Below are 23454 nucleotides of genomic sequence, written 5' to 3'. Positions count from 1 at the left end.
TTGGGCAACGAGCGGCGGGGGCGGCATTGGATGCCATCACGCAGAACGAGGGCGCAGGCACCGGGGCAGCTGCAGAGCGGCCGTTAGGGACACGTTTCCTTGTCTTTCCCCAGCCTTCCTTCATTCCCGGCTATGAAAAACCCGAGGTGGTGTGGATCGGACCCTCGGGTGGGCCGATCCTGGCGGGGCCGTCCGACGACCGGATCTATGTGGCAAATCCTGTTGAGGCGAAATCGCCCTATGCCGCGCCTTATATCCCGCCCTATCCCGGCCTGCTGCGCCCGCCGGCCGAACCCGGCCCGGACGGGCATTTCGATCACATCGGGCCGGACTCACCGGCATTCCTTGCAACCCATAGCTATGCTTGCACCCGCCGCGTCCTCGATATCTGCGAGGGCTATCTCGGGCGCCCGCTCGTCTGGTTCTTTCAGCCGACGCTGGAACGGCTGGAAATCGTTCCCCGCATCCCGCATTGGCAGAACGCTCAATCCGGCTTCGGCTTTCTCGAACTGGGCGAGAGCGAGGGGGAGCGCCCGACATCCTGTTTCGCGCTGAATTTCGACGCAGTCGCCCACGAAATGGGCCACCTCATCCTGCTCAGCGAACTCGGGATCCTCGAAGGCGACGGATCCGGCTGCGATTTCTTCTCCTATCACGAAGCGATCGCCGATTTCATATCGCTGCTCGGACTGCTGCATTTCGATACGGCGCTCGACCGGCTGCTGCGCCGCACCGGCGGAAATCTGCTCTTGCACAATGAACTCGACAAATTTGCCGAGCTCAGCGACGAGAAGCAGCTCCGGTTGCTCAACAACTCGCTTCGCATCGGCGATGTCAGCCGGGAAGTGCACGACCAATCGAAACCCTTTGCGGCGGGGCTGTTCGACTGCCTGATCGAGGTCTACCAGTCGCTGCTCTTCGAGCGCGGGCTGTCGGATATCGATCCGAAGCGGTTCAGCGATCTGCGTCAGCAGATGGCGCCGAGGCTGATGGAAGAAGGACTTCACGCCCCGCCGGCAGCCTATGAGCTCATGCATTTCGCGGTGAAGGCCGCCCTGCAGGAGGCGCGCGACATCATCGGCGAAGCGCTCCTGCGTTCCTGGAAATACCTCGACCCGGACAGCCTGACCTTCGAAGCGGCGGCAGTTGCCCTCCTCGAGGCGGCGAGCCGCGGGCGCGGGGTGACTTATCTCGACCAGCTTGAAGATTGCATGAGGTGGCGCGGCATTTTCTAACCACACGACGGGAGGCATCGATGACAGACGACAGCGTTCCAGCACCTTCTGGACCTCACTATGTAGCGGATGAAATCATACTCTATGGAGTGGATTTGAATGACGCCGGCGGCATTGCCCATCTGGAGGTCGGGATGGCGGGAACGACGGAGCTCCAGATCAGACTACGAGCCGGAACAATAATCGGCTCCACGGTGCTTGCGTATGGCTACGCTTTCGAGGGTCACTGCTACAGGCTGGATTCAACTCGCATTTTTATTGTTACAGGTCCGAATGCCGAGCCTGCGGTCGGCTGCGGCTTTGACACATGCCTCGGTTACAAAATGTGGCGGATCACCGCGTCTGAACAAATCCTCGAAGTCTCAACGGCCTTTGCCGATGCCAGGAGTCTTATCTTGGATTCGCAGCTGCCCGGGAAGAGATCCCCTAGCTCCTACGCTATCACGTTGAGGATGGCGCATCGCAATGGCCGCCTGCAAAACGACTAGCTCGCAACAACGGGAGGACAATTATGGCTTATAGAGTCAAGGTTTACGTATCGGAAGCCTGTGCAGCGCTCACAGCGACAGACTGGCTCAGCAACAGACCCTGCGTGAACTTAGCAACGGGTGAAGAGATCAAAGAGGTTGAAATAGCTGCCCCGACGACCTTCGAGATAGCGGTGGGGATTAGAGACGGCGCAGGTCGTGTCGATATCGATGATCCGGCACATGGTACTTCCAAATACAATATTCCGCGCGAGCTTGATGCGAGTGGAAAAATTACGTTTCCTAAAGAAGGGGCCGTATCGCCAAAGGATCTCGACAACCTTGCCAAAGGGGTCGAGGAGTTAAGGGAGGAGGTCGCGGCTTTAAGGCGAGAGGTCGCGGCGCTAAAGTAGCGGATTGGAAGCCGCCCGACCGGCGCATCATGGCGGCTCTGCAGCTCCGGCAGCAAGGCGGCGACATCGCCTTCCGGCGCGTATTTCGCCGGCTTGATCTCCGCCCATGGCAGAGCATTGTCATAACTAGTCTCGCCGAAATTCGCGAGATCCGACAGTCCCCGCAGGCTGATATTAGGCGATGACTCTGCCTTGCCGTTTTTAGCCAGAAGCGCGTGATTGCGCCGGCGGCGCGGGGGATCCGGCACCAGGGCCAGGAAAGGTTTCCTGGAAGTATTGTCCGGGAGAGACTCCGAAGGCCGTCCGGAACACCGCAATGAAGGCGCTGGGGCCCGAGTAGCCGAGCGAGAAGGCGATATCGCCGACGCTGCGGCCGGCGGCGAGCCACTCCACTGCTTTGAGGAGTTTCGCCTGCTGACGCCAGGCGCGGAAACTCATGCCGGTCTCGGTTTGGAAATGGCGCTGAAAGCTGCGGGGGGACATGGCCGCACGCGACGCAAGTTCATCGAGTGGCCAATCGGCACCCGGTTCGTTGCGGATGTCCGAAGCGATGCTGCGGAGGCGTTCGGATGCCGGCGAGGGAAGTGACAGCGGCGCGACCGTACTCGTCTGAAGCTGGTCGAGAATGACGGCGACGAGCCGTTCGGCAGGGGCACTGCCGGCCTCCGCGCGCGGGATTTCCAGAAACGCCAGGATAAGTTCGCGCAGGAGCGGCGTCGTACCGATCACTGAGACCTCCGAGGGCAGGTTCACGACCGCATCGGGCCGGAAGAAGAGGTAGCTGCGCTCCGTCTCCTGCAGATATGTCACCTCGTGGAGGACGCCTGACGGCACGAACACGGCCCGTTCAGGCGGAACGATGAAGTAGCCCCGCTCGGTCTCCAGCCTTAGCGAACCGCGCACGATCTGGAAAAGCTGAGCGCGGTGGTGCACGTGGAAAGAATAGGTTCGCCCGGCGGGCTCTGCGCCACCCTGAGCGACGGCGGTGTGCGGATAATCTCCAAATGCGTCTTCCGGCAGATGAACATTGGTCAGGTTGTCGCGGGCAATCATGGCGTCTCACAGACATAATTTGACAGACTGCCGATAACACGTCGGCTGGCATTTCACTAGATTGATATCACCGCAACACAACTTGGACGTAGGTTATGACATTCGAACTCCGGCACATTGAAATTTCGGATCGTTTTGCTCCCAGCCTTCTGACGAAGATGGCAGCTTTGCGGTTTGCAGCGCCCGCCCTCCTTCGCTGGTGGCAACGGCGCGAAACGGAACAGGCACTAGAGTGGCTGTCGGACCGCGATCTGGAAGACATCGGCGTCGCCCGCCACGAGATTGGCGAGCTGGCGCGATCGCTAGGACCAATTGACGCGTTGCCCGCGAAGAGACGGGCAACGTGATCGCACTCCCGGTCCTCAGGCAACCGCATTATCAGAGAGGCAAGCAAGATGCACGACGACGGTTTTTTTGACGATGAGGTCGCCGCTACCTACGATGACGCTGAAGGGATCTCGGCCCCGGAGGTCGTCGATCCCCAGGTCGATCTCCTGGCCGAGTACGCAGCCGGTGGGCGTGTGCTGGAGTTTGCGATCGGGACCGGGCGCCTTGCGCTCCCTCTCGCGCGCAAAGGGGTAGACGTGGAAGGCATCGAGCTTTCGCGAGCGATGGTGTCTCGCCTTCGCGCCAAAGAAGGCGGCGCGGACATTCCGGTGGTGATCGGCGACATGGCGACAACCCGTGTCGAGCGGCGTTTTTCCCTCGTTTATCTGGCTTTCAACACGATCAACAATCTTACGTCGCAGGAAGCCCAGGTCGCCTGCTTTCAGAACGCGGCCGCACACCTTGAAACTGGCGGGCGCTTCCTGATCGAGGTTGGCGTCCCGCCGCTTCAGCGGCTTCCGCTCGGCGAGACGATCCTGGCGTTCGACCGCAGCGAGACGCATTGGGGCGTCGACGAGTACGACGTGGTAAGCCAGAACTTCACGTCCCATCACATCCGGATCCGGGACGGACACTACAGGCAGTTCTCGGTCCCGTTTCGTTATGCATGGCCGGCGGAATTCGACCTGATGGCGCGGCTGGCCGGCCTGAAACTCAAAGACCGATGGGGCGGGTGGAAAAAGGAGCCGTTCACAAAGGGCAGCGATCGACATGTCTCCATCTGGCAGAAGATTGCAGGTTAGGCCAGGGAATTAAACGGCGAGGTCGCTCGCGATCTGTCGAGGTCGGCGGGACCGATCCCGCCTTTTTACTCAGGCCGGTGAGGGGTCGCTGCGGGCTTCATCCAGCTCGGCAGCTCCGTCAGGCCGGTTCCCAGCTCCTCAAAGGCTTCCGTGGCGAAGCTCGGCACGGCGCCTGTCCAGCGCAGTTCTCCATCCGAGTTCGAATGGCCGCCGCCGTCGAGCTTGTAGATGCTCTCGACGATATACTGGCCGTCATCATTGAGGCCCTTGATCTCGGAAATTTCGATGACCCGTCGCCGCCCGGTGCGCTTGAATCGGGCAATCTGGACGACGACGTCGACGGCCGAGGCGATCTGCGAGCGCAGCGGCCGCAGCGGCATGTCGATATCCGACATCAGCGCCAGGGTTTCCAGGCGGTGAAGCGCGTCGTAGGGCGTATTGGCATGCACGGTCGAAAGGCTGCCGCTGTGGCCCGATGTCATCGCCTGGATCATATCGAGCGCTTCGCCGCCGCGGCACTCGCCGACGATGATGCGGTCCGGCCGCATGCGCAAGGAAGAGCGGAACAGCTCACGAATGCTGGCGCCGCCGCGACCGAACCTGTCGGGCTTGGTGACTTCGAGATAGACGACGTGTTCCTTGCGGATCTGCAGTTCCGAGGTGTCCTCGATGACGATGACACGCTCATGATCGGCGAAGGCTTCCGACAACGCGTTCAGCATCGTCGTTTTGCCGGTCCCGGTGCCGCCAGAGATGATGACATTCTTCTGCAGCCCGACCGCTGCCTGCAGCAACGACAGCGACTCCTCCGTCAGGCTGCCCTGGGTGACGAGGTCGCGAATGCTGCGATGTTCTCTCAGAAAGCGGCGAATGGAAATGCAGAGCCCGGTGCGGGCGGCCGGCGGCTGGATCATCTGCACGCGCGAACCGTCCGGCAGGCGGGCTTCGACGCTCGGCTCCTCCGGCGTCAGGCGCTTGCCTGAGAATTGCGCGATGCTGCGCGCCGCCGATTCCAGATCCTCGCGGCTGGCGAAACGCGTATCGGCACGCTCGAGCTTGCCTCGCCGTTCGACGAAGATGTCGGAGGTTCCGTTGATCAGGATTTCGGAAACGCTCGGATCCTCGAGCAGGAAGCGGATCGGCGCCAGCAGTTTGTCCAGCGCCCGGGTCAGAACCTGGAAGGTCGCCTGTTCGGCAGCGTCGTCGGAAACGGCTTTCATCAGAGCGGCATCCCGACAAGAACGGAACTCATGCCGAACAGCGTCACCATCATCTGGACCGCAGTCGGAAAGAACAACATCAGTGGAATGAGGACCAATGCAAGTATCAAGACGCTGCTCATCGTTTCCATGGTTTTGTCTCCGGAACGACTGACGGGCCATACCCAATATTGACGACGAGCTTAATCCAGATCGGCAAGCAACGCCATGGGGGCGCCCTCGCCCGCCCGCCACTATGGGCGCGTTGCTTCCGTCTGTTCTATCACCTTGAAACCATTGACCAATAATGGAGCAGCTGACGATATCAGCGAAAACCGCCTCACAGCATGCCTCACCCAAAAAAATTATAGCGTAATCAGTCGGTTAGCGTGAAAACGCCACCGCCAACCGCATGTCTGCAGGCGACGCCTCCAAGACAATTGGAACCCTGCCTTCCGTTTGCTTGACGGAGGGCTGGCCTTGGGCGCACTCTTGGGTCTTAATGATGTTGCTCAACAAGCGTTGGCGACCGGGGAAGAAAAGCAGAAGCAGAAAAAATCATTGGAACGAGCAACGTGCTGGTTCGGATCGATGGCGTATGCTTGCTTCTTCTTCATCAAGGTCTTCGATCCGAAACAAACCATGGAACGAGGAATACGCAGATGTTTGGAAATCTCAAGACTCTCGCAATTGCACTTCACAAGGACGAACGCGGCGACATGGCCCAGATCGTCCTTGCCGTCGCCCTGATCGTCATTCCGCTGATGCTGCTCCTGCTCGCATTCGGCAAACAGATCGGCGAATGGTTCAACGAAAAGAACACGGCTCTCTCCGACGCCGAGAGAATTCCTGAGCCGGGTCAATAAGCGAGGGTCGGCGTCATGGACATGACCTACGATCTGACCCTGATGCCAGCGGCGGCGGCTCTTGCCGTCGCCTGCGCCACGACCGCGGCGGTGTTCGATCACCGCCATGGTCAGATCCCGAACGCGATCACCTACCCCTGTCTGCTTGCCGGCTTCATGCTGGCAGCGATCAGCGGCGGTCTGGCAGGGATCGGCCTGGCTTTTGCCGGCCTCCTTGCCTCGGGCCTGATCTTCATCATCGCCTTCGCAGCCGGAGGCTGCGGCGGCGGTGATGTCAAGCTGATGGCGGCGCTCGGCGCCGTTCTCGGCCTCTGGCCGGCCATCGACGTGACGCTCGCATCGCTGATGCTCGGCGGCACGATTGCCGTTTTCTCGATGGCGCGGCGGGTTCAATGGAGCGCGCTGGCCCGAACCCTCGGCCTGTTCGCCCTGCTGCTGCCCGCCGGTTTCCGCGATGCCGCTTCCGTGCTGAAGCCGCGCGAAACCCATCATACCGTCCGTTTCGGCGTCGCCGCCGCTCTCGGACTTCTCTGGTGCCTGTTCATGCCTGATTTCACCCCTCTTTCCCTCGTGAGGTAACGGCAATGCGCGCGGAACTCGAACGCCCCACTTTCGACGGTGCTTTCTGGAGTTCGATCCTGCACTCGCGGACCTTCTGGATCCCTGAGGATCACGGCGCGCTTCTCGGCACCTTCGCGATCGCCATGCTGTTGCTAACCTCGATGCTGCTGCTGCCGCGGCTTTCCGCCCGCCGGCGCCGGCTGTCGGAGCTTCACGGCGATGTCTCAGGCAGCACGACGATGATGGATTTCGTGCTGGTCACGCCGATCTTCGTCTTCTTCATGTTCGTGGTCTTCCAGTTCACCATCCTGGCGAAGAACCACCTCTTTACCCATTATGCCGCCTATGCGGCGGCGCGCAGCGCCCGCGTCTATTTCTGCCCGGCCCTGCCGATCACCATCCACAGCTTCATCGGCCCCAAGACCTGCGATAACGACGCTGCAGCGGGCAAGGCCGATCTTGCCGCCCGCCTGGCGCTGATCCCGGCGGCGCCCTACGACCAGCTGAAATGCGTCGGCGCCTGCCAGCCGCCGGAAGAGGCGCTGAAGAGCCTTGCCGACGCCTCGGGCCTTTCGAAGAACTGGCGCGCGATGCGCAACCAGGCCCGCTACATGTTCGACCCGCAGAACGTCACGGTCACCGTCGATCGCGCCCCGATGGCGCTCTATGCCGCCATCAACCGCACGCCGCATGTGCCTGTCACGGCCAAGGTCGAAGCGCGCTTCCTGCTGCTCGAATATGCCGGCTGGGTGTTTGCCCGCGGCCAGCGGAAGGACGGGCGCTACTACACGATTTCGACGGCGGAGGTGAACCTGCTATGACACCGTCCTTCATCCATCGCCTGCACCGCGACCAGCGCGGCTTCCTGTCTCCGATCATCCTCTACATGACGATCGCGCTCGCGCTGATGATCGTCTGGATCCTGAATACCGGACAGATGATCTACGACAAGCAGCGCACCCAGGATACCGCCGATGCCGCCGCACTCGTCCATGCCGATTGGGAGGCGCGTTATCTCAACATCATGGCGATGAACAATGTCGCCTCGTCGCAGGCAACCGTCGTCATGGCGACGTCGGTCGCCTACCAGCTGACCACCGCGGAACTCGCCCTGCGCTCGGCCGCCATTCTGGCGAAACTCGCCCAATATTCCTTCACCGAAGGCTTCGGACCGGCGTCGCTGCTGCCGCCGTTGCCGCCGATGCCCTATTGCCCCGGCTGGCAGAAGGTCCCGATCGTCGGCGGCATCATCTACGGCGCTTGCCTGGCGTTCCAGGGGTTCCGGGCGACCGAAGCCACCAAGGCGATCGCCTATACGGTGGCGGCGCAGGTCAAGTATGATCCCCTCGGTCTGATCAACAAATCGAGCGACATCATCGACGCGATGAATGACCTCAACGATTACCTCGTCGAAAGTTTTCCCGAGCGGGTCGGCAACGACGCCTTGCATCTGGTTCGTTTGAACAAGTCGGATCATGTCGTCTTCCATCCGCCCTGCGAATCCTGCGGCCAGGCCGGGGAAGGCGCCGGCGGCAACCTGCCGGTGGACCGTGATGGCATCAATCCCGCCGCTGCCTATACGGAAATGTGCCTTGCCATGTCCTATGGCACCCAGGGACAGGACCCATTTCTGATGCGCGGCGAATACGCCAATCGCGGTTTCCCGAACGGCAAGGGTCCGTTGACGGCAGGCGGCGTCGACGGCAGCCATATCCGCGACTGGGTCAACCACGAGAGCGGCATCGACAATCAGCTGGTGGAGTTCTACATCTTCTACGAAGCTTTCGGGCCGGCCTACCTGAGCAAGGTCCCGTTCAAGGCGATTGTCGAGCAATATGCCGGCGATCTCAGCTGGTGGCAGGAACTGACGCTCGATGCCAGCTTCTGGATCGCCGACAAGGTCTTCGGCGTTGGTTTCGGCATCACCAACCCTTTCCAGTTGCCGATCGATGTGCCGCCGCGCTATTCCGACTCGCAGACGAAGGACGAGAACGACTTCACCCGCAAGTTCGACATGATCTGGAACCAGGTCTGCGGCCCGGCGGGCGGGGCGATCTCGGTGACCGGCGTCAGTCTGCCGCTCCTCTCCTTCCCGAAGCCCTATTGGCTGAAGGGCCGCATCCCCTTCAATTTCACGCCCTTCGGCGGCGACCAGCTTACCGACTACCAGACGCTGGCGATCGTTTCGCGGGCGCCGCGCGCCAGGCTCCAGGTCCGGCTGTTCAAGGACAAGACGCCGTCCGCTTATGCGCTGGCGCAGAGCTGGGTCCATAATTACACGGCCTTCGACCTCTACACCCAGGACTGGCTTGCCTCGCTGGCGCCGGCGACACTTGCCGACGATATCGGCGCGGTTTCCGGCACCATCAAACAAAGCCCGGCCGCCGACAGCTTCACCGGCCTGACACGCGTCTTCGACCAGGGAGGAGCCAATGCCTGGGCTGCCGTCAACACACACTGAGCATGCCGGCAACGCTCCGGCCGGCGGGTTCATGATGCGGCTGCACCGCGACCGGAGCGGTCTGGCCTCGATCGAATTCGTGCTCGCCGCGCCGGTGATCCTGCTGATCGTGATCTTCGTCATTCATGCGAACAGGATCTCCACCAAGAAGGTGGCGACCATGCTTGCCATGCGCAACGCCGCCTTCGCCGAGGCGTCCGGCCTCACCTGCACTTCGGATTTTTCCAAGGTTTTCCCGATCCCGGCCCTGCCGGCCCTGCCCGGAGGAGACGCCATCAACTGCTCGCGCACGCCCTCGCATGAGGGCGGCGGCGATCCCCAACGCACCTTTGTCTGGGACGACGTGCAGAACACTCTCAAGGGTAATGGCCGCGATTTCGGCGATATGGTCGGCGCGCTTGCCGACGAGAAGCCGCAGCTCGTCACCGCAACCGCCGACCGTGTCTACAAGTTCAGGGATTCCGACGATCTCGACACCATCCGCAGCATCCGCTGGAAGGATGCGTTCACGGTCGACGACTCGACGTTGTTTATCTCGCACGACAACGACACCACGCGGCGCGGCTACGACCCGACGCTGCGCCGGGAAATCCGCGATGTGGCCAGCGATTCCGGCGATCTTTTCGACGGCGTCTTTCCGGGGGCGAAGTGACATGGCACAGCGCTCGCGCATCTCCATTCATCTCCTCGGCACGGCGCTGGTCGTCGGGCTCGCCGTGATGGCTACACCGGGCCGCGCCGAGATTTATAAGGATATTCGGGTGACGCTGAATTCGATGCTGGCCGGCATTCTCGGGACGCCGGAACGGGCGCCGCGCGATCTCGTCATCAACGGCCAGCCGCTCGAGTTCACGCCCTACCAGAGCGATCGCAGCATTGCCGAGATCACCGACGAGTGGCTGCGGGTGCTGGCCGCCAATACCCGGCCGGCCATGCCGAAAAGCAGCGACCGGGAAGAGCTGACCGCCGTCATCGCAGCCAACATGATGATCGTTCCGAAGGTGAGCCGCATCCGCGACGATCTTGCCGTTGTCGTGCGCTTCTTCGACGGCGACGGCGAGGCTGCGCTTGACTACCTCAGGCGGCAGGATCCGAACGATCCGTCGGCGAGAGCGCCGATCCCGGGTGTCTCGATCATGATCCGCCGGCCTGCCGATGCGCCGATGACCGAAGTGCTGATGAGCCGCTTCGACGATGTCGCCGCGACGCTGCCGGCCTTCGCCGCCCCTGCCGATATCGGCAAGCTGCCGCTGTCGCTGCGGCCGCCGGCCGGCGTCGAGGTGCTGAGCGATATCGGAGACCATGACAAGGGCCATATGTCGCGCACGGTGGTATCGAAGGGCACGCTTGCCGCCGCGCGCTGGTCCGATCAGCGCGCCGACCTGCTAATCCGCGATGGCTTCACCATCGAAACGCCGCCGGCTGAGCGTGGCGGCGTCACCGCGCTTTACGGCCGGCGCGGCAGCGTCGAAGCCAATGTTCTCTACACCAGAAGCAAAACCGACGGCAGGACCGTTGAGGTCATTCAAATCAGGCAAGCCTTCTTAGGGGGAATAACACCATGAACTGGAAGCTCATTGCCGCTGTCATCGTCGGGCTCATCACCGGCGTCCTGCTCTACTTCTGGACCGAGAGCGTCAAGAACGAGCAGGTGGCCTACGCCTTCATGCGGCTCCAGCCCGACAAAAAGGTGACGAGAGGCCAGGCGATTACCCCCGACATGCTCGCCGAACCGGTGATGCTGCCGGAAAGCTTCGGAGCGCTCGCCAAGCTCGCCGTGCCTGCGGCAAGCGCCTATCAGGAATGGCTGAAGGACCGGACGGCAGCCGCCGACATTCCGGCCGGCTCGGTGCTGCTCTTCCAGTATTTCGACGATACCGACGGCGGGCGGCTGACGACGATGATCGCCCCCGGCAAGCGGGCGCTCACCCTGCCGGTCAATGCCGCCGAGGCGGTCGGCCATTTCGTCGAGCCGGGCAGCTATGTCGATATTCTCGGCACCGTCGACGAACCGGTCGAGCCGGTGGCGCCGCCCGCCGCGGCGCAGCCGGGAACTCCCGGGCAGACACCGGCCGCACCCGGCCAGGCGCCCGCCGCACCGGCGGCTCCGGCCCAGCCGCCCTCGCCGGTCGAGCAGATGCTCAAGAATTATCTCACCCAATATCCGGGCGCCGACGAGAACGACATCAACGCCTACCGGAAACAGGCGCAGGACTACAAGCTCGGCATCAGCTCGCGCACCCGCGTCGTCACCCGCACCTTCCTGCAGAACGTCAAGGTGCTCGCCGTCGGCGCGGCGACCACGCCGGAAGGTGCGGTCACCAAGGCCAATAGCAGCTATAATCACGTGACGGTCGAAGTGACGCCGTCGGAAGCCGAGATGCTGATCTTCGCCATGGGCCAGGCGAACGGCAGCCTCAACCTCGTGCTGCGCAATCCGACTGATAACAGCGTCGAAGACCTGCCGAGCATCAACTGGACGCGCATGTGATCGTTGCGGGGATTGAGCCATGCTGTTGAAGATTTCCTATGAGGACGGCAGCGGACGGGAGGTGATCCCGCTCTCGGCGAACGAGACCTATTTCGTCGGCGAAAGCAGCACGCTTTCGCTTCCCGCCGGCGCCGGCGTCGTGCGGCTGCGCGGCAGCCACGTCTCCTCGCCGCAATTCGTGCTGCGCAAATCAGGCCAGGGTTGGTCGGTGCAGCATCATGGCCGCAACCCGACGCGGGTCGACGACCAGCCGCTTCGGGCCGGCACGCCGGTTGCGGTCTCGGCCGGCATGTCGATCTGGGTGCCGAATGTCACCATCGAACTCGTCGAGCCGGCGGCGGCGCCGGAGGCGGTGACGCAGTTTCCAGACCAGGAGCGGGTGCTGGCGCTGCAGATGGAAATCCATGAGCGATTGCTAAAAGACACGCAATATGACCGGCTGGTGAAATCCTCCGATTTCGGCCGCGAGGAGACGCGCAGCCGCATTCGCGAGCGGCTCGACCTGTTCATCAAGGAGGCGTTGGACTCAGCACCGCAGGATCTCGTCATCCTCGTCATCAAGAACGCGGTCTACCGGTGGCTGGCAAAACGCATCGCCCGCACCGGCCGGCGCGACGGCGCATCGAATGCGGCAAGCCTCCTGCGCGAAGAGCAGGACAACCGCCGCCTCTTCGACGTCGGCAAGGCGCTGATCTCGGCGCTGCAACTGAAGCTGAACTTCGAATCCACCCGTTCCGACTTCGCTCAGCTCGACACCAAGTTCGGCGCCGCCTTCCAGGCCCGGCAGGCGCTGTTCAACGCCGGCGACCGCTACGAGATCGCCCATATGCATCTGCGCTCCAATATCGAGGAGCTGATGTATCGCTGGGGCACGATCTCGGAATTGATGGATCTCGACGTCATCTCGGAAATCATGGTGACGCGGTATGACGAGATCTATGTCGAAAAATTCGGCCTGCTCGAGCGCTATCCCTTCGCCTTCGCCAATGAGCGGCAGCTGATGAAGGTGATCGAGCGCATCGCCGTCGATTCCAATCGCTCGATCAACGAGAGCGAGGCGATGGCCGACTTCCGCATGCCGGACGGTTCGCGCGTCAACGCCGTCATCCCGCCGCTCGCCGTCAAGGGCGCCTGCCTCACCATCCGCAAGTTCGGCGGCAAGTCGCGGCTCGACATCAGCAAGCTGGTGGCCGCAGGCGCGCTCAGCGAACCGATGCGCGCCTTCCTCGAGGCGGCGGTGCGCGCCCGCAAGAACATCGTCGTCTCCGGCGGCACCGGCTCCGGCAAGACGACGCTCCTGAACAGCCTGTCGCAATTCATCCCGGTCGGCGAGCGCGTCGTTGCCGTCGAGGACACGTCCGAACTGCAGCTCGACGGCATTCACGTCGTCTATCTGCAATCGCGGCCGAAGACGGCGGAGAGCGAAACCAGCGTCACCATCCGCGACCTGGTGCGCAATGCGCTGCGCATGCGCCCCGACCGCATCATCGTCGGCGAGTGCCGCGGTGCGGAGGCGATCGACATGCTGCAGGCGATGAACACCGGCCATGCCGGCTCGATGACGACGGCGCATGCCAACACGCCGCAGGACATGATGACCCGCCTGGAGGTGATGGTGCTGCAGGGCCAGAGCTCGCTGCCGGTGACGGCGATCCGCCAGCAGATCGTCGCTGCCGTCGAGCTCGTCGTCCAGCTCAACCGCCTGGAAAGCGGCCGGCGCGCCGTCACCGAGATATCGGAGGTGATCGGCATCGATCCGGATACCGGCCTGATCATCGTCGAGCCTATCTTCAATCTCGTCGGCCGCGCCGGCGGCCAGGCGGTGCATGCCTTCACCGGCTATCTGCCGAGCTTCGTCGCCGAGCTCGTCGCCTTCGGCGAAGACGGCGAGATCAAGAACCTGGACATGTTCGTCTGAGGGGAGAAAATGATGGACATCAGCATTCTGCAGATCCTGACAATCGCTCTCGGCGCGGCAACCGCGGGACTGCTCGTCTGGGGCGCGCCGGTGCAATGGCCGGCGCCGTTGCTGCGCGCCACCGAACGCGACATCGCGCTCGCCAGCGAAGCGGCCCAGGTCTTCGGCCGCGACGCCGTGCCGCCCTATACGATGATCCTCGCCTATGCCATCACAGCGATCGTCGTCTTTGCTCTGATCTCGCTGATCTTCGGACCGATCGTCGGCATCGTCGTCGCCATTCCCGTCGCCTTCTTCCTGCCCAAGGCGACGATCCGCTACTTCCTGCAGCGCCGCTGGCTGCAGATCGAATCGCAGCTTCCCTATGCCGTCGACCAGATCGTCTCGGCGGTGCGCACCGGCAAGCCGCTCGCCGTCGCCGTCAATGCCGTCGCCGACACCGGCCAGATGCCCTCCTCGCGCGAGTTCGAGCGCATCGCCCGCGAACAGAAGCTCGGCATCGGCCTGGTCGAGGCGCTCGACCGTCACGGCCGCACCGTGCCGAGCCTGCATTTCAAGATGGTCGACGCCGCCCTCGGCCTGTTTGCCCGCCAGGGCGGCGACATATCCGAGCCGCTGACGGAAATGTCGAAATCCTTCAAGGAGATCTGGAAGCTCGACCAGAAGATCAGCACCTCGTCGTCGCAGGCGCGGATGAACTTCCGCGTCGTCAACGGCGGCGCGCTGTTCATGATCCTGATGATCTTCTTCGGCCAGCCGGAGTTGATCGACAAGGTGTTCGGCAACGCCATCGGCATCGTCATCGCCATTGTCGGCGCCATTCTCTACGCCACCGGCTTCTTCTGGATGCGCTCGATGATGAAGGTGTCGGTATGATGTCGCAAATCCCCCTCGCCCCGATCATCATCGTGCTTGCCGGCATCACCGCCGCGCTCATCGTCTGGTGGATCGGCGATCTCATCGGCAGCATCCAGGTGGTGCGGCGAACGGCCGGCGGCGACGGGCCGCCGCCGAATATCGTCGACAGCATCGGCATGCGCACGCCTGTCGAATTCGTGCTGAGACGCTTCGAGCCGCTTCTGGCCGATTTCGGCGCGCAGCTCGAAAAGAAGCTGATCTATGGCGGCCGGCCGTTCGGCGGCGTCACCGGGCGTGAATATATCGCCCTTCTCATCGTCCTCAGCCTCTTCGGCTTCATCCTGCTCGGTGTACTATTCGGCATGGCGAGCGGCAGCGTCATCGGCGGTCTGGTCGCCGGCCTCATCCTCGGCTTCATCCCCGCCATCTATTTCTGGGTCGTCGCCGACGACAAGATGCAGGACCGCAAGGAACGCATCTCACGCGAATTTCCCTATTTCCTCGATCTCGTCGTCATGACGCAGCAGGCGCAGGCGACGCTGCCGGAAAGCCTGAGGCTCTATGCCGAGGCAGCCCCCGGCACCGTGATGAGCGAGGAGATCGAGCAGACGCTGAAGGATGTGGCGCTCGGCACCGGCATGATCGAGGCGCTGCAGCGCCTGGAGGCGCGCATGACGGCCGAGGAAGTGGTGCGCGTCATCCGCGCCGTCATCCAGGGCGAGGTCGAGGGCAGCAACCGCGTCGAACTGTTGCGCGAACATGCGCGCGACCTGCGCTTCCGCCGCTGGGAAAAGGCCGACAGGGCCAGTGAAAAGCTGAAAGCCAAGATCGTCATGCCGGCGATGATGATCGTCGTGTCGATCCTTCTTCTGGTGCTGGCGCCGGCTATCGTCGAGATGATGTCGAGTGGGATGTTCTGATCATGGTCTTTTCCTTCTTTCGCGGCAACAAACCGAGCCTTCTGCAGACCGGCCCCGGCGGCCAGAGCCGCAGCCATGTGCTCGACCGGGCGGAAATGTCGATCGGCCGGGCAGCCAATGCCGATATCGTCGTCGATGATCCGTTCCTGGCGCCGATCCATGCGCGTATCGAAAAGCAGAGCGACGGCGGCTTCATCATCCGCCGCATGGGGCTGAACCCGATCATGCTGCGCGGCGAGGCGCTGCTGCAGACGGCATCGCTGAAAGCCGGCGACAGTTTCCGCCTCGGCAAGGATGTCGAGTTCCAATTTGTGGAGAAGACGCCGGCCAAGGAGGCGCCGAAGAAGGAGGCTGCTGCCAAGGCAACCGACGGCAAGCCGAAAAAGCCGCTCTTCAAGCAGCCGGCCTTCCTCGCCGGCATGGGCCTCGTCTACCTCGCCGTCGTCGGCATCATCGGCTACGTGATCCTCTCCGGCGGCGGCAGCACGGAGGCCGGCCCGACGGCCGAGCGCATCAATGCCGAAGCCGCCCGCATCCCGACATGCATCAAGAATGCCAGGCGCATGCGCCAGGTTTCCGAGCCGAGTTTCAACGGCGCGGTCGGCGGCCGCGTCGGCCGTGATGGCGATGTCACCTATGCCGCACTGGCGCTGGCGTCCGAACCCGCCGACGATGCGGCACTGGCCAAGGTCGCAGCGCCGATCGTCGAGGCCTACAAGCGCACGGCGCTCGCAGCGCTTGCCTCGGAAAACCGCGGCAACAACACGCTGGCCCAGAGCCTCTACCAGCAGACCTACGATCTCGTTCCCGACGTCAATTGCTCGGCCGCGCGTTTTGCACTGCAGCGTCGTGCCGCCACCAAGCCGCCGGCGCGGCGGTGATTGGCGGTTCGAAACTCTTCAAAACGGCTCGGAGGGTCGACCGGCCAGCGCGCGCCGTAGTCACGCCTACGGCCAAGCCGGCCGGTCGACCAGGCGGCCCGCAGATTCGCCTGGCAAATCTGCGAGACCCCTGAATGCCGGAGGCACCTTGAGTATGCCCTCGCCACGCCTTTCGCCTGACGAAAATCTGCTCCGGCAGTTAGCCATTCAATGGTTTGGCTTTGCTACGTTTGTCCGGACGTGATGCCGTCCGGATTAGCCTCATTTGTTGCCGGGCCCGGTCGAACCGCAGTCGTTGCAGTTGGTGTTGTCCGGGTTGCCCTTGTTTGACGAGGTGTCCTTGGTGCCGCTGCTGCTTCCTGCGTTGTCGTTCGGCGGCGGGTTGCCGCTTTCGCCCATGGTTGTGGTCTGGTCCCGTGAATTGCTGCTGGCGGCAAACGTCGACTGAAGCCCACCGAGCAGAAGTGCGAGGGCGGTGAAAACCGAAAGCGTAAGTCTCAACATGGTACATGCTCCTTGATCGGGGTTCACTAACATCAGGCATGCGCCAGAGCGTTCCTTTTGGAGATGTGCTGGCTCCCCTCCGGCGTTGGTCGCCAACGGACTACGAATCCTCGCCCGCCTCGCGGCGGGAGCTGAATCGGATGTTAGGATTCTCCTCATTGGAGGTCGACTATCGGCTTCAACGCGCGATACGCAGTCCATCTGACACGTGAGAATGTTCGCCCATAGCAAAAACCTCCATTCCGACTGATCTCTGCAGCCGGAGGAGGATTTATGCCTTCCCATAAGATAAAAAGACTATAATCAGAGCGGCGACAGATCAACTTACTAATTGTGTGATTTTCTTAGTTAATTCGGGCTAGGACGTGAGTAGACTTGCACGCCCGGGGATCCGACTCTATTTGCGTTGACCGCTTCGCGGCTCCTGTTCCGTTGGAGGCGGCACCCTTGTGAAGCGTCGCCATATGACCGTCTCAGTGGTATCATGAACCGGCACGGTCGCGGTGTCGGGTAGCCGGATGGTGCATGTCGCGTCAATCGCCTGGGCTTCATTCGGCGGATCTCCAGAGGGGAGACAGCCATGGCAACCGCAAGAGCAGAGCGGCGGCTGGCCGCGATCCTAGCCGCTGACGTCGTCGGCTATTCCCGCCTCGTCGAACATGACGAGACTGGGACGTTGTCGGCCCTCAAGGTTCTGCGCCGAGAGGTGATCGATCCGCTGCTGGCCGAGCATCAGGGCCGTATCGTCAAGCTGATGGGCGACGGTGCGCTCGTGGAGTTCGGCTCGGTCGTCGATGCCGTCGCGTGCGCGGTCGCCATCCAGAAGGGGGTTGCCGAGAATCAGGCCGATGTCCCGACGGAGCGACGCATCGTCTTCCGGATCGGCGTCAATCTGGGTGATGTGATCCACGAGCTCGATGGGGATCTCTACGGCGATGGCGTCAACATCGCGGCCCGCCTCCAGACCTTGGCGGATCCGGGCGGCATTTGCATTTCCGGCACGGCCTACGATCACCTCGCGGGCAAGCTTGACTGCGACTACGAATACCTCGGCGAGCGCGCGCTGAAGAATATGGAAAGGCCGGTGCGACTGTACCGCCCCCTTCAGGAAAGGACGGCCGCAGGAACGGCATCGTTGAGGTCTGCACTTCCGGAGCGGCCATCCATTGCCGTGCTGCCGTTCAACGCCCTGAGCGCCGAACCGGAGCAGGACTTCTTCAGCGATGGGCTGACCGAGGACATCACCACCGCGCTATCCAAGCTCAAGGGCTTCTTCGTGATCGCCCGCAACACGATGTTCACCTACAAGGGAAAGCCCGTGGATGTGCGCGCCATCGGGCGCGAACTCGGGGTCCGCTATGTTCTCGAGGGGAGTGTCCGCAAGTCCGGCAACCGGATGAGGGTGACCGCGCAGCTCATCGATGCGGCCTCCGACGTCCATCTCTGGGCCGAAAGGTACGACGGCGACGTCGGCGACATCTTCGCCATTCAGGACGAAATTACCGCAAGCGTCGTCGGCCGCATCGGGCCGGAACTCCTGGCGGCGGAGCATGCTCGCGAAAGCCCCAAGCCGAATCATGGCCTTGATGCCTGGGAATGTGTCGTACGGGCGGTGTTTCTGTGTTCCCAACTATCTGAGGAGAGCAGCGGGAAGATGCTCCCCCTGCTCGATCGGGCAATCGAACTGGCTCCCGGTTATGCCCAGGCGCTCGCCATGAAAGCTTGGATTACCATGTGGCGCGCGTTCCAGGGGTGGGAGGACATGGGATATGCCTTGGCCCTTGCCAGGGATGTCGTCCAACAAGCCATTGCCGCGGACGATAAGGAACCGTGGACTTACCTTGCGCAGGCGATGATAGCCTTTGCGACGCGCGACAATGTCCTGGCGGTGGCAGCGATCAGCCAGGCTGTCGCGATCAACCCCAACTCCGCGTTTGCACACGGCCAGTTGGGACTTGCGCATGCCAACGGGGGCCGCGCGGCGGACGCCATTCCTTGCATCGACTACGCCCTCAGACTGAGCCCATGCGAGGCTTTTCTCGGCGACTTTCAGTTTTACTACGCCATGGCTTATTTCCAGGGCGCGGATTACGAGCTTGGATTGAGTTACGCACGGGAGGCGAATCGTTTGCGGTCCGGCCACGCGGTTCCGCTGGTCATCGGCACGGCCTGTGCCGGACTTCTGGACAACCAGGAGGCTGCCGCGGACTTGCTCGGACGGCTTAAATCGCTAGTTCCTGACATCTCACGGGACGCGGTCGGAGCAACATCTTCTTTCGTCCGCGCCGAGGATCGGGCGCGCCTGATCGAAGGACTTACCCGTGCCGGCCTGAATTGACGGGTTGGATTGACCTCGAGAACCGATGGTGGCGTTTGCTACCGAATGCCGCAACGCTGCTTCTTGCAGGTATCAACGCCTGAGCACCCGCCTCGTCCTTCGAGGCCCCTGCGGGGCACCTCAGGATGAGGCTCTCTTGGAGGGCCGCGCATGCCGGCATCGGGGCGATCGGCGGCGCGCGTTGCACGGTTGTTTTACGGTTGCCCGGGAGGCTTCGCCTTCGCCGCGTCGCATTCTGGCAGTCGTACAGGTTTGACGAGGTTCGCCAGCGCCTCGGGCTTGGCGCATACCGGGAAGCCGGCGAGCGGCATTGTCTCTATGAACCGATTGCGCTCCACCGTGCTGAGGCCGGGTTCGTTGATCATGCTCTCGACGGTCACCTCGGGGTGCTGCTCGAGAGCTTCCATCGTTGAAGCATGCGCCTCATCGGTTCGACCCAGTGCCGCAAGCGAGCTGCTGCGGATCACCCAAGTCCACCTTTGATAGTTGTTGGCCGTCATGCGCTCCAACATCGTCACTGCGTCCTCATACCGCCCCGCCATAAAATAGGCAGGGGCGAAGAAGTTGGACGCCCACATCGGATAGTTCGGGTCGAGCCGCATGACCTTGTCGACCATTTGAGCACCGCGTTCCGGGTCGTTGAAGCGTGCGGCATAGCCGCTGTAAAAAGTCAGGATTTCGGACGAACCGGGAGCCAGGCGAAGGGCCGTGTCGAATTCGGACTTGGCGCGACCCATGTCGCCCCTGCTGGCAAGGCTCATGGCAAACACCACGTGGGCCTCAGCGTCGCGCGGATCAAGCCGGACCGCGCGTTCGGCCACATCGGCGCCCGCCTTGCGGTTGCCCTCGGGATCGACTCCGAACACTCTCATCAGATCATGAGCGTGGTAAAGTTCTACCCAGGCCCGCGCCAGCCCCGGGTCCAACTCCACGGCGCGGTTGAGAAAGGTGATGGCCTCCTCGTCATCGGCTTTGGTGATCTTTTCGATCTTCTCCGACCCGAGCAGATAATAATCGTAGGCATTCAGGTTTTCGGGCCGTTTGCGTTTGGCTGCGGCCCGCCCGGCCTCCTGAATCAGTCCCACGCCGCCGCCGAGGCGGTTGGCGACCTGCTCTGCGATTTCGGTCTGAACGGCGAATACGTCCTCAGCCGGCCGGTCCCAATTCTCCGACCAAAGATGGCGGCCGGTTTTTGCATCGATCAACTGTGCTGTGATCCGGACCCGGCCACTCTGCCGCTGGATCGAGCCTTCCAGGACAAAGCCGACATGGAGCGCGGTTGCGACCTGGCGGGCATCCACCGGCTTGCCTTTGTAAACTTCCGTCGAATTGCGCGCCACCACCTCGAATTCGGGAAACCGTGCGAGGTCGGTGATGACGTCCTCAGTCAGGCCATCGGCGAGACGCCCGCTCGCCTCGTCGCCCCCATAATCTTCGAAGGGCAGCACCGCTACCGACGGCTTGCCGCTCAAAGGTTCCGGCTGGAGGAACCACCAGGCGGCCCCGCCACCTGCCAGAGCCAGAACGACGATCGCCGCTGCAGTCGGTCCGATCCAGCGCGGCATCATCGCGAGAAGCGGGCGGCGGCGTGCCCGTTTGCCGTCGAGCCTCAGCCGATACATCCGCACCGGGCGGCTGATGTTCTTGACCTGCCGCTCGCCGGCGAAATCGAGCGGCCAGTCGAGCTTGCCCTGGAGATGATCGTATGCCGTGCCCGACACCACCACGCCTCCCGGTTCGGCCAAATGCTCCAGCCGCGCGGCGACATTCACCCCATCCCCATAAACATCGCCATCCACCAAGGCCACATCGCCCAGATTGATCCCGACGCGGAACATGATGCGCTCAGGCTCCGGCAGGGCGGCATTGCGCGCCGCCACGGCATTCTGAAACACCGCGGCGCAGGCAACCGCATCAACCACGCTGTCGAAGGCGACGAGCGCGCCGTCGCCCATCAGTTTGATGATGGTGCCATGGCGCTCTGAGATAGTGGGATTGATCAGCTCGGCGCGGATGGCCTTCAGCCGCCTGATGGTGCCGGCCTCATCGGCCTCCATCGCCTTTGAGTAGCCAACCATATCCGCCGCGAGGATCGCGAGCAGCTTTCGGTCGAGCGCGGGGGTGCCCATCATCGTTGCCTTGCATGAACATGCAATCGTCTCCGCAGTCTACACCCATCGAAGCGCCGCAACCAGCACACCGCCAGCACGGCATGTCTGCTTAGGGTGCTTCTGCGTTCCAAGGCGACACTCAGCACGCGCACAAAATCTGGCATCCGCCCGCCGACCCTGCCATAATCGGGTTTCCCCAAGGGAGGCACCATGATGCAGAAGAATGCGCCGGACTTCAGCCTTCAGGGCAAAGTGACTTTGGTAACAGGAGCGAGCCGTGGCATCGGCCGAGCTTGCGCGCTTGCCTGTGCCGCTGCAGGTTCCGATATTGTCCTGGGGGTTCGCAATGTCGAAGCGTCGGCGGATCTGGTTGCCGAGCTCGAGGACACGGGACGAAAAGTCCTCGCCGTTGAACTCGACATTCCCAACAAAGCCCATATCGCCCAAGCCGTCGACGCCGCGTTGACGGCATTTGGCCGGATCGACGTCCTCGTCAACAATGTCGGCGTGGCTCCAGGCAATCTCGCCGAACTCGTCGAGGAGAAGGACCTCGACGAGATCCTCGACGTCAACATCAAGGGCACCTTCCTGATGACGCAGGCAGTCGGGCGTCAGATGATCAAGCAGAATGGCGGCCGGATCATCAGCATCAGCTCACAGGCCGGCACCGTGGCGCTGCGCGGCGAGGCCATCTATTGCATGAGCAAGGCGGCCATCAATCACCTCTCGCGCTGCCTTGCGGCCGAATGGGCCCGCTATAATGTCACCGTCAACACCGTATCGCCGACTTTCATCCACACGGATGGCACGGCGCCCTTTCTCTCCGATGCCGGCAATCGCCAAGCGACGCTCGATCACATTCCCCTTGGCCGGATCGGTGAAACCGATGACGTGGTGGGTGCCGTCGTCTTTCTGGCATCGCCGGCTGCGAGCCTGATCACCGGCGCGAACCTGCTGGTGGACGGTGGCTGGTCCGTCGCCTGAGGCCGAGGCGCCTACCGGCACAAGCCTCATACGGCTTCTTTAGCGGTCTCGCTATTTCGTCCATCGGGGCAAGTCAGGACGAGTGCCGAACGAGCCCATCTATGTAGGTCTGCAGCGAGATCGATCCGCGAATTGAGTCCTCGGGATATTCGGGGCCATCGACGGTGAGAGCCGTCATCCTGGCATATGAGTGAGCCGCCGCGTCGGAGAAGCCCAAACGGCGGTATGCGTCTTCCCAGGCTTCGCGCGGGATCACGTCGACTCGAACGGTCCTACCGAGGGCGGCGGCGAAGGCTGCGGCAACATCATTGGGGGAGTATCGTTCCGGCCCTTCGACGGGGTATATGCCGATCTGCTCGATCGGCTCCTGCAGCAGCCACGCAGCCACCCTTCCCAGATCCTGCGGCGCGACCATCGGGAGCGTGAGGTCGGCCGGGAGCATGGTCGATAGCACCCCCTCCTTCGTGACGGGGCCCGCCATCGCATCCCAGTTGCTGTAGTAATAGGCTGCGCGGATGACACTGGCGGGAATCGGCTGGCTTCTCAGGCCTGCCTCCAGTTCATAAAGGACGTTGAGATCGCCGCATTGCTCGCCCGGCTGCGCGCCCATGGTTGATTGCGCCACCACCTTCTCCAGTCCCGAGCCTTCGATCGCCTCGAGCAGGCAGCGCACGGTCTCGCGTTCCTCCCGATCCGTATCGCTCGAGATGTCAGCGTTCGGGTTCAGCAGGAAGGCCCGCTTCCCGCGGCGGAACACCGTCCGCAGCGAGGCCACGTCGTGGACGTCGGCGAGCGCGACCTCGGCGCCCCGCCGTCGCCATGCGCCTCTTTTCTCAGGGTTTCGGGTGACGATGGTGACGGCTTCGCCCTGGTCGAGCAGCGTCTTCGCCACGGCGGAGCCGACGCGCCCCGTCCCGCCAACAATGATGTACATCGGCCATGCCTCCCGCAATCATGCCGAGCACAACACTTCGCCCATGCCAAAGGTTCCCTTGCCGTCGCCCGCACCTTTCACCGATGCGGGGCGCCTGCAGCTCGTCAGCAGGACTTGGCGCCTGCGGCTC

General features: G+C 62.8%; 24 protein-coding genes and 1 pseudogene. 18 read left to right on the top strand and 7 right to left on the bottom strand.

The features are described from left to right. Nucleotides 1-26: 26 nt before the first annotated feature. From QWJ46_RS04380 to QWJ46_RS04370, 3 genes are read left to right on the top strand one after another with little or no spacing between them, the layout of a single operon-like run. Nucleotides 27-1235: a hypothetical protein gene (locus QWJ46_RS04380; protein ID WP_302749219.1), complete on the top strand. Its 1209-nt coding sequence runs from the start codon at nt 27-29 to the stop codon at nt 1233-1235. Between the two features lie 20 nt (nt 1236-1255). Next, on the top strand, nt 1256-1723 hold the full coding sequence (locus QWJ46_RS04375; RefSeq protein ID WP_302749218.1) for a hypothetical protein: 468 nt from the start codon (nt 1256-1258) through the stop codon (nt 1721-1723). Nucleotides 1724-1746: 23 nt separating this feature from the next. Beyond that, nucleotides 1747-2115, top strand: coding sequence for a hypothetical protein (locus QWJ46_RS04370; protein WP_184491528.1), 369 nt, complete (start codon nt 1747-1749; stop codon nt 2113-2115). 35 nt (nt 2116-2150) lie between these two features. On the opposite strand, the pseudogene QWJ46_RS04365 reads toward QWJ46_RS04370, so the two are convergent. Both QWJ46_RS04365 and QWJ46_RS04360 read right to left on the bottom strand, forming a co-directional pair. Further along, nucleotides 2151-2363: pseudogene (locus tag QWJ46_RS04365) on the bottom strand (carboxy terminal-processing peptidase); the annotation flags it as partial. Next, entirely contained in the window at nt 2317-3168 is an 852-nt protein-coding gene (locus QWJ46_RS04360; RefSeq protein WP_302749216.1) for a helix-turn-helix domain-containing protein, read from the bottom strand. The gene QWJ46_RS04360 and the pseudogene QWJ46_RS04365, both read right to left, overlap by 47 nt. A gap of 95 nt (nt 3169-3263) precedes the next feature. On the opposite strand from QWJ46_RS04360, the gene QWJ46_RS04355 reads away from it, so the two are divergent. Next, nucleotides 3264-3515 carry a DUF1127 domain-containing protein gene (locus tag QWJ46_RS04355; protein ID WP_302749215.1) on the top strand — a complete coding sequence of 84 codons (252 nt, stop codon included), beginning with the start codon at nt 3264-3266 and terminating at the stop codon, nt 3513-3515. Between the two features lie 48 nt (nt 3516-3563). After that, nucleotides 3564-4298 (top strand): class I SAM-dependent methyltransferase, encoded by a 735-nt coding sequence (locus tag QWJ46_RS04350; RefSeq protein WP_302749214.1) that lies wholly within the window; start codon nt 3564-3566, stop codon nt 4296-4298. A 65-nt stretch (nt 4299-4363) separates the two neighbouring features. Here the strand turns inward: QWJ46_RS04350 and QWJ46_RS04345 are convergent, their stop codons facing one another. Both QWJ46_RS04345 and QWJ46_RS04340 read right to left on the bottom strand, forming a co-directional pair. Further along, complete coding sequence (locus tag QWJ46_RS04345) at nt 4364-5518, bottom strand: CpaF family protein (RefSeq protein ID WP_302749213.1); 1155 nt, start codon at nt 5516-5518, stop codon at nt 4364-4366. After that, nucleotides 5518-5649 (bottom strand): hypothetical protein, encoded by a 132-nt coding sequence (locus tag QWJ46_RS04340; protein WP_257784635.1) that lies wholly within the window; start codon nt 5647-5649, stop codon nt 5518-5520. The genes QWJ46_RS04345 and QWJ46_RS04340 overlap by 1 nt, the downstream gene beginning before the upstream one ends. 510 nt (nt 5650-6159) lie before the next feature. Here QWJ46_RS04340 and QWJ46_RS04335 point away from each other — a divergent pair. Genes QWJ46_RS04335 through QWJ46_RS04285 form a run of 11 tightly spaced genes read left to right on the top strand, consistent with a single transcriptional unit; the run spans nt 6160 to nt 16453 of the window. Next, nucleotides 6160-6363, top strand: coding sequence for a hypothetical protein (locus QWJ46_RS04335; protein ID WP_088674954.1), 204 nt, complete (start codon nt 6160-6162; stop codon nt 6361-6363). Nucleotides 6364-6378: 15 nt separating this feature from the next. Beyond that, the gene (locus QWJ46_RS04330) at nt 6379-6942 is read left to right on the top strand and encodes a prepilin peptidase (RefSeq protein ID WP_302749212.1); all 564 of its coding nucleotides are present in this window, start codon (nt 6379-6381) and stop codon (nt 6940-6942) included. Nucleotides 6943-6947: 5 nt separating this feature from the next. Beyond that, the gene (locus QWJ46_RS04325; RefSeq protein ID WP_302749211.1) at nt 6948-7745 is read left to right on the top strand and encodes a TadE/TadG family type IV pilus assembly protein; all 798 of its coding nucleotides are present in this window, start codon (nt 6948-6950) and stop codon (nt 7743-7745) included. Then, complete coding sequence (locus QWJ46_RS04320) at nt 7742-9385, top strand: TadE/TadG family type IV pilus assembly protein (protein ID WP_302749210.1); 1644 nt, start codon at nt 7742-7744, stop codon at nt 9383-9385. The genes QWJ46_RS04325 and QWJ46_RS04320 overlap by 4 nt, the downstream gene beginning before the upstream one ends. Further along, nucleotides 9357-10037: a TadE/TadG family type IV pilus assembly protein gene (locus tag QWJ46_RS04315; RefSeq protein WP_302749209.1), complete on the top strand. Its 681-nt coding sequence runs from the start codon at nt 9357-9359 to the stop codon at nt 10035-10037. The genes QWJ46_RS04320 and QWJ46_RS04315 overlap by 29 nt, the downstream gene beginning before the upstream one ends. Nucleotide 10038: 1 nt before the next feature. Further along, nucleotides 10039-10950, top strand: coding sequence for a hypothetical protein (locus tag QWJ46_RS04310; RefSeq protein ID WP_302749208.1), 912 nt, complete (start codon nt 10039-10041; stop codon nt 10948-10950). Then, the gene (locus tag QWJ46_RS04305; RefSeq protein WP_184455965.1) at nt 10947-11876 is read left to right on the top strand and encodes a Flp pilus assembly protein CpaB; all 930 of its coding nucleotides are present in this window, start codon (nt 10947-10949) and stop codon (nt 11874-11876) included. Before QWJ46_RS04310 ends, QWJ46_RS04305 begins: the two co-directional genes overlap by 4 nt. Nucleotides 11877-11895: 19 nt before the next feature. Next, on the top strand, nt 11896-13794 hold the full coding sequence (locus tag QWJ46_RS04300; protein WP_302749207.1) for an ATPase, T2SS/T4P/T4SS family: 1899 nt from the start codon (nt 11896-11898) through the stop codon (nt 13792-13794). 12 nt (nt 13795-13806) lie between these two features. Continuing rightward, the gene (locus QWJ46_RS04295; RefSeq protein WP_302749520.1) at nt 13807-14670 is read left to right on the top strand and encodes a type II secretion system F family protein; all 864 of its coding nucleotides are present in this window, start codon (nt 13807-13809) and stop codon (nt 14668-14670) included. Continuing rightward, complete coding sequence (locus QWJ46_RS04290) at nt 14667-15572, top strand: type II secretion system F family protein (RefSeq protein WP_302749206.1); 906 nt, start codon at nt 14667-14669, stop codon at nt 15570-15572. The genes QWJ46_RS04295 and QWJ46_RS04290 overlap by 4 nt, the downstream gene beginning before the upstream one ends. A gap of 2 nt (nt 15573-15574) precedes the next feature. Then, a complete protein-coding gene (locus QWJ46_RS04285; RefSeq protein ID WP_302749205.1) occupies nt 15575-16453 on the top strand; it encodes an FHA domain-containing protein in 879 nt (292 codons plus the stop codon). A 261-nt stretch (nt 16454-16714) separates the two neighbouring features. Here QWJ46_RS04285 and QWJ46_RS04280 read toward each other — a convergent pair whose 3' ends face one another. Further along, nucleotides 16715-16957 (bottom strand): hypothetical protein, encoded by a 243-nt coding sequence (locus tag QWJ46_RS04280; protein WP_302749204.1) that lies wholly within the window; start codon nt 16955-16957, stop codon nt 16715-16717. Nucleotides 16958-17537: 580 nt separating this feature from the next. Between QWJ46_RS04280 and QWJ46_RS04275 the strand changes: the two genes are divergently transcribed. Beyond that, nucleotides 17538-19295 (top strand): adenylate/guanylate cyclase domain-containing protein, encoded by a 1758-nt coding sequence (locus QWJ46_RS04275; protein WP_302749202.1) that lies wholly within the window; start codon nt 17538-17540, stop codon nt 19293-19295. A 194-nt stretch (nt 19296-19489) separates the two neighbouring features. On the opposite strand, the gene QWJ46_RS04270 is transcribed toward QWJ46_RS04275, so the two are convergent. Further along, nucleotides 19490-21424, bottom strand: coding sequence for an adenylate/guanylate cyclase domain-containing protein (locus QWJ46_RS04270; RefSeq protein ID WP_302749519.1), 1935 nt, complete (start codon nt 21422-21424; stop codon nt 19490-19492). Nucleotides 21425-21619: 195 nt separating this feature from the next. Here QWJ46_RS04270 and QWJ46_RS04265 point away from each other — a divergent pair, with 195 nt between their 5' ends. After that, the gene (locus QWJ46_RS04265; RefSeq protein ID WP_302749517.1) at nt 21620-22390 is read left to right on the top strand and encodes an SDR family NAD(P)-dependent oxidoreductase; all 771 of its coding nucleotides are present in this window, start codon (nt 21620-21622) and stop codon (nt 22388-22390) included. Nucleotides 22391-22463: 73 nt separating this feature from the next. Here QWJ46_RS04265 and QWJ46_RS04260 read toward each other — a convergent pair whose 3' ends face one another. Further along, the gene (locus QWJ46_RS04260; protein WP_302749200.1) at nt 22464-23324 is read right to left on the bottom strand and encodes an NmrA family NAD(P)-binding protein; all 861 of its coding nucleotides are present in this window, start codon (nt 23322-23324) and stop codon (nt 22464-22466) included. Nucleotides 23325-23454 lie beyond the last annotated feature (130 nt).

It is taken from the genome of Rhizobium sp. CBN3, assembly GCF_030518245.1.
Lineage (GTDB): Bacteria > Pseudomonadota > Alphaproteobacteria > Rhizobiales > Rhizobiaceae > Rhizobium > Rhizobium aethiopicum_A.
This window is presented reverse-complemented; position numbering and strand designations above follow the sequence as displayed.